General features: G+C 45.6%; 10 protein-coding genes. 1 reads left to right on the top strand and 9 read right to left on the bottom strand.

Annotated features, from left to right (window positions below; translation table 11 throughout):
* Positions 1–165: 165 nt before the first annotated feature.
* Positions 166–2430: a helix-turn-helix domain-containing protein gene (locus J2Z65_RS08950; protein ID WP_167062496.1), complete on the bottom strand. Its 2265-nt coding sequence runs from the start codon at positions 2428–2430 to the stop codon at positions 166–168.
* A gap of 311 nt (positions 2431–2741) precedes the next feature.
* Here J2Z65_RS08950 and gdhA point away from each other — a divergent pair, with 311 nt between their 5' ends.
* Positions 2742–4112, top strand: a complete 1371-nt coding sequence (gene gdhA, locus J2Z65_RS08955; protein ID WP_167062499.1) for an NADP-specific glutamate dehydrogenase — start codon at positions 2742–2744, stop codon at positions 4110–4112.
* A gap of 106 nt (positions 4113–4218) precedes the next feature.
* On the opposite strand, the gene J2Z65_RS08960 is transcribed toward gdhA, so the two are convergent.
* From J2Z65_RS08960 to J2Z65_RS08995, 8 genes are all read right to left on the bottom strand, one after another.
* Entirely contained in the window at positions 4219–4773 is a 555-nt protein-coding gene (locus tag J2Z65_RS08960; protein ID WP_167062502.1) for a GNAT family N-acetyltransferase, read from the bottom strand.
* A gap of 31 nt (positions 4774–4804) precedes the next feature.
* Positions 4805–6211 carry an MATE family efflux transporter gene (locus J2Z65_RS08965; protein WP_193581003.1) on the bottom strand — a complete coding sequence of 469 codons (1407 nt, stop codon included), beginning with the start codon at positions 6209–6211 and terminating at the stop codon, positions 4805–4807.
* Positions 6212–6501: 290 nt separating this feature from the next.
* Positions 6502–8184: a glycoside hydrolase family 13 protein gene (locus J2Z65_RS08970; RefSeq protein WP_167062505.1), complete on the bottom strand. Its 1683-nt coding sequence runs from the start codon at positions 8182–8184 to the stop codon at positions 6502–6504.
* 56 nt (positions 8185–8240) lie between these two features.
* Positions 8241–9062 carry a carbohydrate ABC transporter permease gene (locus J2Z65_RS08975; RefSeq protein WP_167062508.1) on the bottom strand — a complete coding sequence of 274 codons (822 nt, stop codon included), beginning with the start codon at positions 9060–9062 and terminating at the stop codon, positions 8241–8243.
* Positions 9062–9928, bottom strand: a complete 867-nt coding sequence (locus tag J2Z65_RS08980) for a carbohydrate ABC transporter permease (RefSeq protein ID WP_167062511.1) — start codon at positions 9926–9928, stop codon at positions 9062–9064. The genes J2Z65_RS08975 and J2Z65_RS08980 overlap by 1 nt, the downstream gene beginning before the upstream one ends.
* A 68-nt stretch (positions 9929–9996) precedes the next feature.
* Positions 9997–11265, bottom strand: a complete 1269-nt coding sequence (locus tag J2Z65_RS08985) for an ABC transporter substrate-binding protein (RefSeq protein ID WP_240159841.1) — start codon at positions 11263–11265, stop codon at positions 9997–9999.
* A 213-nt stretch (positions 11266–11478) separates the two neighbouring features.
* Positions 11479–12489: a LacI family DNA-binding transcriptional regulator gene (locus tag J2Z65_RS08990; RefSeq protein WP_167062517.1), complete on the bottom strand. Its 1011-nt coding sequence runs from the start codon at positions 12487–12489 to the stop codon at positions 11479–11481.
* A 327-nt stretch (positions 12490–12816) separates the two neighbouring features.
* The gene (locus J2Z65_RS08995) at positions 12817–12987 is read right to left on the bottom strand and encodes a hypothetical protein (protein WP_167062520.1); all 171 of its coding nucleotides are present in this window, start codon (positions 12985–12987) and stop codon (positions 12817–12819) included.
* Positions 12988–13007 lie beyond the last annotated feature (20 nt).

Here is a 13007-nt window from a genome sequence, read left to right on the forward strand (position 1 = left end):
TATCGAAGCTGCAAATTGCATTCAATAATCAGCAGCGCTCCATCTGCGTGGGGCAGCCGATTACCCGGCAATACAAGCATTTATAATCATTAGCGGCCCTCCGGGTAATCATTTGAACGCAAAAAAACCACCCAAATGGGTGGTTTTGTACGAAGGGTGAGGCTGTCAGCCTATCGCTTCCCTGCGCTGTTCTCTATACTGGCCTGGCGTCATGCCTTCCAGTTTGCGAAACTGGCGGATGAAATTTTGCGCGTTCGTGTACTGCAATCGTTCCGCAATTTCAGTAATTTTCATTTCCGTTCCGCTCAGCCAGCTTTTCGCCATATCATGGCGGTAACCGGACAAGTATTCGCTAAAATTCATGCCCGCTTCCTTGCGGAACATCCTTCGAATATAGTGAGTACTGTAATTCAACCGAAGCGCGCACTGCTCCAGTGTCAAATCGCTGTCATAATGGGCATGGATGAGCTCCATAACCGAGCGGGATATGCTTTTGCCGGACGATTCGTGCCGCTTGCGGGTCAGCTCCATCATCGGGTGAATCATCTGCGCGTTAAACCACACTTCAATTTCCTGCGGTGTCTTCAGTCGGAACATGTGCTCATACGCATTCCGCTGATCTGGAAAAAAGAGCTCACCGGTATCTCCCATGTCATACAAGATGCGGACGAGATCCGTCAATAGCATGGCAAAGGACATTCGGTAGACGTTGGGATCGCTTTCTACCCGCAGGACGTCCTGAATAAACTGGTGAAGCAGTTCCTCCGCTTTCTCCTTATCGAGAAACGCGATGGCCTGCGTAAGCTCCGACACCAAATGGTGCGGATAATAGTGCTGTGACGTTTGTTTCGGCTTCAGATCGTCGAGATGCAGAATCGCTTTTTCCCCAAGCCGGATCCGGTATTGCAACGCTTCTTTGGCTTCAAGAAATGCCCCGGACGTAGCAAACAGATGATCATAAGGACGGCTTATACCGATGCTGACTTTTAGTCCCAAATATTCATCTACGGCACTTTGTACCGACATGGCCAAAGCGCTCCATTCGGTGAGCAGTTCCATGCGGTTGTCCGTATCGCTGCCGACCAGCATGACCTGATAATTGCCGATGGGCATCGCATGAATGCGCTGCGGCGTCCCAACTAATTCAGAGGCGATATTATTAATTGCAAACAAGAGCAGATCCTGTTCGCCGGAATAGTAGCGCGTTTGGTCGAGCGTATCGATCTGCAGAACCAGAACGGCGTAGCGTTTCCAGGCAGGCAGTTGGAAGCGTTCCGCTTTCTCCTCCATCTCGCTGCGGTACAACTCGCCTTGAAACAGCTTCAGCATAAAGTAATCCACGAGTTGGGCAGCCTGAATCTTCATTTGGCCCTCCAACTGCTCCTTGGACTGATAGAGCGAAGCGACCTGTGTGCCAATCCATTGCAATTCGTCCTTGACCGCTGATCCTCCGCTTTGCGGCTTGCTATGGCGCATGGTGAATTCCATGAGATTCCGTACCGGGAAATACATTCGCTTGGAGGCCCAATAAGAAAGCAGTGCGGCAAAGAGCAGCAGCACGACGCAGGCGGTCAGCGTGGCCCATCCGATCGCAGCGGATTCCTTCTTCGCTTCCTCCAGCGGGATCACCGACACATAGGTCCAGTTATTGTAGCGGGATTGATTATAAATCACGCTGTATGGCTTCCCTGACAAGGTGCTGTTGAAATACCCTTGTGTTTTGCCGGTTTGCTGCAGATCCTTGGCCCAAGGCTCGGCAAGAACACTTTGCCCGATCCTTGCCGGATCGCTGTGAATGATAATCTTCATCTTATCATCCACGACCATGGTTTCCCTTGTGGAAAAGCCCCCCGTCAACAGCTTGGCCAGCTCCGTATTCGACATGCGAACGAATAAATAGCCTTTCGGTTCCGCAGCCATAGGCGGAATTGTTTTTACAAGCTTAATGCCTGCAAAAGAGGCATCTTGGTCAGGCAGCCACCGGGACGTGTACACGTTGGCAAGCGCGTTTGCCGCTTTCGTGACATCCATGCCGAAGTAAAAGCCACCGTCCTTGATATACCAGTTGTTCTGAAGACTGTGCAGCTCCGCCGTTTTCACGCCTAACTCATAGGTTTGAACGCCCAGAAGACCCTTCACCAGAAGCTCGATATCCTGAAAATCCTCAATCTCCATCCGTTTTCCAACAGAATTGACGACAAAAGGCGTCTCTGCGAAGCGGCCCGAGACTTGATCAATAACCTTCAGAATCTGCTCAACCCGGCTTTGAGATTGCTGCAAAATAAACACATTCGCTTCGTTGACCTTAGCCTGAACAGTCGAAGTCGATTGAAAGAAAGCGTATACACCTAGACAAAGCAACGGCACTGCACTGATCAATGAAGTCGTCACCAGCAGTTTAATCAGAAATGATGAGTATCGCGAAGGCATAAGTTCCTCCATCCGGCAAGATTCGTGGTTCCAATTGTAACATACGCCTTGGGCATTTGGGGACATCTTTTTGGCATAAGCTTCCTTGGCAATTCCACGTTTCACGACTTCATTTAAAAAGGGATCAACTGCTTGGGGCCCAAATAGAGCGAAATCTATGTTATTTTATATCTTACACAATGGGCGCTTGACTGACCCAATGGAGTAAGCTTACATGACATGTAAATTTTATTTGCTCAATAGCTAAGGATAATGTAAAACTATTATAATAAACATTTTTACTATAATAGATTGAGAAGGCGGATGAGACTGTGATAGTTCAAGTAGACAATGATACAGTTGCAAGAGAATATGTACACGGCGTATACGAAACTGTAGTCAAGCGAAATCCTTATGAGAATGAGTTCCATCAAGCTGTGAAGGAGATTCTAGAGTCGCTGATTCCCGTTCTTGCCAAACACCCAAAGTACATGAAGCACGGTATTCTTGAGCGGATCGTAGAGCCGGAGCGCTTAATCACTTTCCGCGTGCCTTGGGTTGACGACCAAGGGAATACGCATGTGAACCGTGGTTTTCGTGTGCAATTTAACAGTGCAATTGGACCGTACAAAGGTGGGTTGCGCTTTCACCCCTCCGTTAACTCAAGCATTATTAAATTTCTCGGCTTCGAACAAACTTTCAAAAACTCCCTTACAGGCCAGCCAATCGGCGGCGGTAAAGGCGGCTCCGATTTCGACCCTAAAGGAAAATCCGATAATGAGATCATGCGTTTTACCCAAAGCTTCATGACTGAACTCTATAAATACATTGGTCAAGACACCGACGTTCCTGCAGGAGACATCGGCGTAGGCGCACGTGAAATTGGTTACATGTTTGGACAGTACAAGAGAATTCGCGGCGCTTACAAGGCTGGTGTATTGACAGGTAAGGGCATCATCTATGGCGGCAGCTTGGCACGTACCGAAGCGACTGGCTATGGTTGTGTTTACTTCGTGAATGAAATGCTGCAATCCAAAGGCCTCAGCTTCGACGGCAGCACCGTCATCGTTTCCGGCTCCGGCAACGTCGCCATTTATTCCATGCAAAAGGCGATGCAGCTAGGCGCTACGGTCGTCGCTTGCAGCGACTCCAACGGCTATATTTATGATGAAAAGGGAATTTGTCTCGACACGGTCCGTCGATTGAAAGAAGTTGAAAGAAAGCGTATTAGCGAATATGTAAAAGAGCATCCAACTGCAACTTATCATGAGGGTTGTAACGATATTTGGTCCATTCCATGCGACATTGCGCTTCCTAGCGCAACACAGAATGAGATCAATGAAGAATCGGCAAGACTCCTTGTCAGTAACGGAGTACTAGCAGTAGGGGAAGGCGCAAATATGCCATCTACCTTGGAAGCTATTGATGTATTCCTGCAAGCAGGCGTACTTTTTGGGCCTGCTAAGGCAGCGAATGCAGGCGGAGTAGCTGTATCGGCGCTAGAAATGTCTCAAAACAGCATGAGATATTCATGGCAATTCCATGAAGTGGACGATAAACTCCATGCGATTATGAAAAATATTTACAGAAGCGCCGTCCAAGCGGCAGAGGAATACGGGCATCCGGGCAATCTCGTTGTAGGCGCCAATATTGCTGGCTTTACAAAAGTTGCCGACGCCATGATTGCACAAGGGGTTATTTAGGGAAAACCGCAATAATCGCATACAATTGGATTAAAACAAGCGTCTCTGCTCCGGTTCAGTCCGTCGGATCAAAGACGCTTGTTTCCTTTCCATAAGAGATCGATCTTCATTTAGCTGAGAAAAAATCTTCGTCCAGAATAGCGAACATCAAATGATCTTCGCGCTTCCCGTTTATCTCCAATAATTTCTTCGCAAGTCCTTCTTTCTTAAATCCAGCCTTCTCCAAAACTCTAATCGAACCCTGATTGCTCGGGAGCACCCCCGCTTCTACCCGATGTAAACCAGCTTCCTTAAAAGCAAAATTCAAGATCAGATCAATAGCTTCCGTCATGTACCCCTTGCCATTATGTTTCTGGTCGAGACAATAGCCCAGAATACAATTTTGCAGCGCCCCTCGTCGGACTTCAAAAAATGAAACTTCACCAATTAATTGATTCGTTTCATTCAAAAATATACCGAATGCGTAGCGCTTATCCTCATCTCTGCTCTTTGTCCATTGATCGATTATTTTCTCTTGCTGCTCTAGCGTATAAAACGATTCATTTCGTTTAGGCACCACTTGTTCAAACAGAGCTCGATTGTTCTGCATCAGATCAAGCAAAGCTTCTGCATCATTTGCACGAATAAATCGGATATGCACTCTTTCTCCCATATAACTCATTGAATAACATCACCCTTTATGTGTTATATTCTTACTTCCCGCTCGAAGGTTCTACCAGGCGGTGCTTGTACCACCGATCTCCACGATAGCGCCATAGGAAGATTGCACCGCGCACACCCCACTCCAATTGCATCGCAGCCCATACTCCGAACACCCCGTAGCCTAACGTGATACCAAACACATAGCCTAGCACGACGCGAAACAACCACATGGTCAGCATCGAAGCGATGGAGGTGAACCGAGAATCCCCCGCTGCTCGCAGCGCACCCGGCAGCAGGAAGCTGATCGGCCATAGAGGGATCTGGGCCAACAGATTGACCAGCATGATGAGATACAGATCGTTCATAATTTCGGCCGGTGGACGGAACAGACTAACCATAGGCTTGAAGAACGGGATCAAAATGAGCCCGGTAACCACAAGAGATCCAGATGCCAGCCACAGAAAAGACCGCGTAAATTTCCGGGCATCCTGAATATTGCGTCTCCCTATGCATTGCCCTACTACCGTTACAAGTGCTGTAGACAAGGCTATGGCCGGAATTTGTAAGAACATAGCGAATACGGAACTAATCGCGTTAGTCGCAATCGCATAAGTACCTAGGCTGACGATGTAGATTTGGGTTAACATTTTTCCCCCGTTAAAGAAAAGCTGCTCCGAGGCGAACGGCAGCCCGATGAACATGATTTTCTTGAACATGGAGAAATTCCAGTCCATCAAATCCTTAAGCCGAATTCGTAAGCTAGTGTCCAAACGGAGCAGGTAATACAACGCGCAAGCCGCCGCCAAATAACGGGAAATATTCACGGCTACACTCAACCCCAGAACACCCATGTCCAGGAAATGGACGAAGACGACGTTCAGCAATACGTATGAGAGGTTCATGATCAAGGACAATACCAATGTCACCCTTGTTCTGCCGATCCCCCTCAGCGCTCCGCTGACCGCTTCCTTAAACGCGATACCAACGTAAGATAACCCGCTTCCAACCAAGTAAGTGCCCGCATGGGAGAATACTTCCGGCTCCGCCGTTCCAAAAAGAAACTTCAGGATTGGATGATAAAACAGGAGGACAACAAGGCTGAGGATTAACGCAGTCAAAGTCACCGCAGCCAGCGAGCTTGCCGCAGCCTTGGACACCATCTTGTCGTTCCCGCTTCCTTTATACTGTGCCACCACCACCGTGCCTCCGGTCGCTAAGGCGACGAAGACGTTAACCAAGAAGAGATTGAGAGAATCTACCATACTTACTGCGCTGATCGCTGCCACTCCCGATGAACTGATCATGGCGGTGTTTACCAAGCTTAATCCAACGAGGAAGGCTTGGTCGATGAGAATCGGGAGAAACAATGAAATCACCTGTCGGTAATCAATGGACTCCCCTGAAAGATATTTGTTCAAAATAGCATGACATCGAGCCTTATAACGAACCGGAATCAAAATAAGTCACTTCCCATCCAAAACGTCCGAAGTCGCCGCAACTACGGGAACAAGTCCAACTAAGTACCCCCATCGTGTAGCGATTTCCGTTGTCCCAAGTCCAAAAATAGCATCATGTTTCTTATCTACTTTATCATATAAACATTAGTTAAGAATGAAAATTAATAAAGCGATATAAGATTACATCTTATGTCACATTTATGCCAAGATATTTGAAATAAACACAAAGAAACGGCTCTGCCGCAGAAACTGCGGGCTGAGCCGTTTTTATTTGAAAGGGTGGATAACGTTTAGTTCAGCTTGAATACTTGAGCTTCATAAGGACGCAGCTCCAGATGCTGCAAATCCAAACCTTCATTTATTTCATAGTTGCCTATCAGTTGTTTAATCGATGTACAAGCAACCGTATTTGGAAGCTGTAACGTTACAGGCGTTTCATAGAAATTTAAAACAACCAGCAAGCGCTCCTCTCCCATAGTCCGAGTATACGCATAAATGCGCTCATCCTGTTCCAAGAGTACATCATACTTTCCGTATACGATCACATCATGCTGCTTACGAAGCTCGATTAAGCGGCGGTAGTAATGAAAGATAGAATCCGGATCACTGAGTGCCTCTTCGGCATTGATCTTCGTATAATTCGGATTTACAGTAAGCCAGGGCGTCCCGGTTGTGAAACCGCCGTGCAAAGTAGTGTCCCATTGCATTGGAGTACGGGCGTTATCCCTGCCTTTGCTGTAAATGGAAGCCATTATATTCTCAACGCTATGTCCCGCCTCGCGGTATTCCTTGTACATATTGAGCGTCTCAATATCTTGATATTGATCGATGGATTCGAATTTGACATTCGTCATACCCAGTTCCTCGCCTTGATAGATGTATGGCGTCCCTTGGAGCGTGTGAAGCAGTGTGGCCAGCATTTTGGCAGATTCATTTCGATGCTCGCCATCATTCCCAAAACGTGAAACCATTCGCGGCTGATCATGATTGTTCAAATACAAGCTATTCCAGCCTTTGCCAAACATCTCGGTCTGCCATTTGCTCATAATACGCTTAAACTCAGGAAGACTCCATGGCTGTACATTCCACTTTCCACCAGGACCGGAGTCAATATCCATCAGCTCGAACTGGAACACCATGTTCAGCTCGCCCCGATCCTCGCCTACGTACTTCACTGCTTCTTCCGGCGTCACGCCAATGGTTTCACCTACGGTCATTACATCGTATTTGGACAGGACCTCACGGTTCATTTCCTGTAAAAACTCATGAATTCGCGGTCCGTTCATGAAGTGTTCTCCGCCGAAATTGTATGTTCCATCTCCGGACGCGTCCGGCAAACCTTGCACCTTGCTGATGAGGTTAATGACATCCATCCGGAAGCCGTCAATTCCTTTATCGAGCCACCAGGTCATCATGTCGTACACCTCACGGCGTACTTTTTCATTCTCCCAATTCAGGTCCGGTTGTTTCTTGGAGAATAAATGCAGAAAGTACTGACCCGTCGTTTCATCTAACTCCCAGGCCGATCCACTGAAGAAGGAAGACCAGTTGTTAGGCTCCTGCTCGCATTTGCCATCCCTCCAAATGTAGTAATCCCGATAAGGATTCTCCTTGGACTTGCGAGACTCGGCAAACCATACATGCTCATCCGAACTGTGGTTGACAACAAGGTCCATAATCAGCTTCATGCCACGGCTGTGCAGTCCGTCCAGCAATTGTTCCCAATCGCCAATCGTGCCGAAGTCATCCATAATGCTTTGGTAGTTGCTAATGTCATAGCCGTTATCATCGTTGGGAGATTCATAGACTGGAGACAGCCAAATGATATCTACCCCAAGCTTCTTTAAATAATCCAGCCTGGAAATGATACCGGGAATATCCCCGATCCCGTCGCCGTTGCTGTCCTGGAAGCTGCGGGGATAAATCTGATACACAACACTTTCTTTCCACCAAGTTCTATTCAAGTTGTTCATGTTGGTACTCCTATCACATATCTCTTTTATATATTTTTCTCTGTCATTCCATGTTTTTACTTCACAGCACCTTGCGTAATGCCATTGATAATCCACTTTTGCGCGATCAGATATACGATAACCATCGGGGCAAGCGCGAGCAAATACGAGGCAAAAGCCAAGTTAAAGTCCGTGCTGAATTGACCTTGGAACACATACTGCACAAGAGGAAGTGTATACGATTCCGGTTTACCCAAAATAATGAGCGGCAGCATAAAATCATTCCACGTCGACAAACAGCTTAAAATGGCGATGGTGGCATTAATCGGTGCGAGCAGCGGAAAAATAATTCGCCAGAAGGTTCCATAAGTTGAAGCACCGTCAACCGTAGCGGCTTCTTCCAATTCAAGCGGTATGGTGCGGATATAACCGACATATACAAAAATGTTAAAAGCGAGTCCGTACACAATGTAGAGAATAATTAACCCCGGCATGTTGTTCATATGCAAATCCGTTGTCAGTTTTACAATCGGAAGCATAATAATTTGGAAAGGAATGAACATCGCGCTAATGAAATAAAAATATAAGCCTTTAAAAAACTTCTTGTTCATATTCCGCGCAATCGCATAGGAAACGAGCGAGTTGGTCAGAAGGATGAAACCAACGGAACATACGGTGATAACAAAGCTGTTCCCGAAAGCCGAGAAAAAGTTGGTCGCCTCAATGGCATTCGCAAAGTTCTCAAAGTGCAATCCCGTCGGCAGCGAAAAAACCGATTTCGCCATCTCCTCCGGATTTTTCAGTGCAATAGCAACCGCCATATATAAAGGGAACAAAATCAACAATGATCCCAGTGCGATCAAACTCGTGACGATCCAGTTCGTGGAGTGTTTTGTCATTATGCTTCCATCTCCCGTTTCTGCAAAAATTTAAGCTGTACGACGGAGATGACCACAATCACGATAAAATAAATGACGGCATTCGCAGATTGGTAGGCAAATTCTCCGCCTTGAAAGCCGCCTTGATAAATCAAGAAGGCAATGGACTGTGTAGCGCGACCAGGTCCGCCTCCCGTCAATGCGACGATCTGGTCAAATACCATTAGGGAACCCTTCATAGCCAGTACCATATTAATCGTGAAGAAGGAAGAGATCATCGGAAATGTGATTTTCCAAAACGTCTGCCATTTACCGGCCCCGTCCAAACTGGATGCTTCATAGATATCTTGTGGAATCGTTTGAAGTCCTGAGAGATAAAGAATCGTGTTAAACGCAATTCCTTGCCATACAGCTACGATAACGATCCCGATCCAGGCCCATTGTTCATTGCCTAGAATGTTGGTGGACAGAAACTCGATTCCTAATTTCTCTCCCCACGTCGGAACAACGTTGGCAAATAGATAATTGAAAATATAACTGACAATAAGTACACCAAGCACGTTAGGGAGGAAGTAAACACCCCGGAAGAAATTACGGAATTTAATACGTGAGTTTAAACCTAATGCAATGAGCAAACTTATCACATTAATGAATATGGTAACGACGATAGCGTATTTAAAAGTAAACAAATACGAGTTAATCACATTGTCATCTTGAAAGAGGCTAATAAAATTCTTAAAGCCGACAAATTCATATCCTTCGCTGTACCCGTCCCAATTCGTAAATGCGTAATAAATGCCTTGTAAGGCAGGAAAGGTATGAAATGCGAAAAATAGGAGCAAAGCTGGTATTGCCATGCTGTAAAACGCCGCTTTTTTTGAAACCATGATGATCCTCCTTTAATAAATAGGGAGAGAGCGCCTTACGGCGCTCTTCTTCTATGTGCAGTCGGCGCTTATTTGCGGCTAGCAACTTTATCCCACTCGGTATCAAATTGTTTCACATAAGCATTTACATCTTTTTTCTGCAGGTAGCTTTGGATAATGGTGTCCGCTTTAACAGCACCAGGAATGTAGTGATCGGAGAAGTCTTCAATGGCGCCGCTCGTGAACGAAGCATTCAGATCCTGTACGCTTGCATCGGTTTGATTCACGTTTTTGACGGCAGAGAAAGCTTTTTGCTCATCGATGTACGTTTGAACGTTCTCAGCTTTCAGCATAAATTCAATAAACTTCTTAGCTTCTTCAGGATGCTTGCTATTTTTGGAAATAGTCAGCAATGTATCAACGCCGGAAATAACTTTATTCTTAGACGGGTCGTTAGTAGCAGGGAATGGGAACACACCCAAATCTATGCTTGGATTTGCTTTTTTAATTTCCGGAATGGCCCATACACCTTGCAGGTACATCGCGGATTCGCCTTTAGCGAAAGCAGTGTTACCATCGTTGTAGCCCTTGCCCATCATATCCTTTTGACCAAAATCCAGCAGCTTTAATTGTTTGTCAGCTACTTCACGGAATTCTGGGCTGTCAAACTTAACGGAGCCTTTAGATCTTTTATCATAGAAATCAATGCCCACGATGTCAGTCGATAAGGAGTTAAAAGGCACCATCACCGTCCAAGAGTCTTTAATCGTCAGATAGAACGGAGTTTTACCGGCATCTTTGACCTTTTGCGCGGTAGCCAGCAACTCATCCCAAGTTTTGGGAACGCTTAACCCCAACTCTTTAAACATGGTCTTATTGTAAATAACGCCACTTGCATTAGCTGTAAAAGGAATAGCGTATAGCTGCTCGCTACCTGTTAGCTTCTTCAACATGCTTATATAGGAAGGCTGGATATTCGCTGTAAGGGAATCGTTCGAAAAATCAGTAAATAAACCGCTTTTGGATAGTTGAGCGAACGTATCCGTTGCTCCAAGACCAATGATATCAGGCACGTCCTTTTTGGCGACGCGTGTTTTCAAAACGGTTTCCGCATCTGGCGGGTTCACTTGTGTCACTGTGATGTTCGGATTCGCATCGTTAAACTTTTTTACGAGAGCATCAAAAGAAGCTTTAGCTTCCGTCTTATTCTGGAAAAACTCCAGCTTTACTTTCTCCCCATTCGCAGCAGGAGCTGCCGTGTTGGAAGCAGCTTCACTATTCGTCTTTCCGCCTCCGCAGCCTGCAAGTACTGAAAGTGCAAGGACACTTGTAAAAATAGTTGTAACTGTTTTTTTCATCGAGGAAACCTCCATTTTATAATGAAATATGAGTAAGTCTGAACTTCATCGTGAGTAAACGTTTAACCTATTCAGAAAAAAAATAGTCCCTATAAATTGCTATACATCACCACCCTTAAAAAGTAAATCATGTTTAATTTCCAATATTCCAAGTGCTTAGAAGCACATATTCTAGTTAAACGTTTACTGAAAAATCTGAAAAAGAAGCCCTTTTCAAGGCTTGGATCGCACTGTTTGTCTTTCCACCAGATGATGGCTGACAATGCTGCTCGACACTTGCGTTTCACTTTCTTCAATTAATGCAATTAATTTTTCCGATGCCATGCGTCCCATCATTGTCAATGGTTGATGTATGGTAGTCAGTGGCGGATAGACCATTCTGGCAAACTTTAAATCATCGTAACCTATGATCGAAAGATCCTCCGGAATCTTGAGCCCTTGTTCAAAGGCATAATTCATTGCACCTATGGCCATCTCATCGCTTGCTGCGAACACTGCTGTAAAAGGAGGCGCTTCTGCCAGCAGCTTTTTCATAGCTTTCCTGCTGCTCTCCAGCTCAAATTCACCAAATGCTACTCGCGATTCGGTGTATTCAATTCCATTGTCAGTCAAAGCTTGACGATACCCATCTAAGCGTGGATAACCTGCTATCTGATCCTTAAGCGAACCGCTGATCATAGCGATCTCACGGTGCCCCTTCTGAATGAGATAGGCCGTCGCATGATAGGCTGCTTGCCGATCATCGACCTTGACATATGGTATCATATGTTTCTGAGACATCGTATTAACAAGTATGACGGGGACTCGCATTTCCTTGATCGCTTGAAAGTATTCATCCTTAAGCACTTCACTTGTGAAGACAATTCCATCTACCTGCTTCTCCCTTAGGACTTGCAGATATTTCATCGTGCGCTTGCCTTCTTCAGCCGTATTGCACACAATGACACTGAACCCTCTTGCTTGAGCAATTTCCTCAATGCCGTGAAGAATATCAGATGAGAAGCTGCTGGACACATCCGGGAACAGAACACCAATTGTCTGGGTCCTCTTATTAACGAGCCCTCTTGCAATCGCGTTAGGTTGATACCCCAGCTCTTCCACTGCCCGCATGACCTTATGTTTGGTCTGATCTGAATAGCCGGCGAGGTTATGAAGCACTCGGGAAACCGTAGCGACAGAAACATCAGCTGCCTTGGCCACATCTTTTATTGTCGGGGGATTCATAACGTTAATTACCTACTTTGCATAACATCTTTTAGTTACGTAAACGTTTAAGTAATCTTAGAATAGTCTCCTGTTAAAAGTTTGTCAAATACTTTTTAAATCGCTTACAACTTCCAACTTTCATTTCATCTATCAAAAATAAAAAAGAAGCTGATCATTGATCATGGCTTCTTCATTCTTCACGGCTGAAACATTAAGAATTCAATAACATCTTATACGCGCATTTCGCTATTCACGGCTGTCTTCTGAGGTTCCTGTAACAATCTTTTTGAAAAAAAATCATATTTACAAGGATTATTGGAAAAATATAACGATCAAACTCACGTCTCATTGCCGTCTCAATTCCTTGAACTTCTGAATGAATTGCTTCCCTTTAAGGTGATACCAAACGATAACAGGGGCTAAGAAGTTGATACCCAGCACACTGCCAACGACAATCCACATAAACCACTCCGTGTTCAGGATAGACAGGTAGATGGGGGAATGATAAAAGTCCATTCAAGCTGCTCCTCTCTCAT

Origin of the sequence: Paenibacillus aceris (assembly GCF_017874035.1) — a bacterium.
Taxonomy (GTDB): domain Bacteria; phylum Bacillota; class Bacilli; order Paenibacillales; family NBRC-103111; genus Paenibacillus_E; species Paenibacillus_E aceris.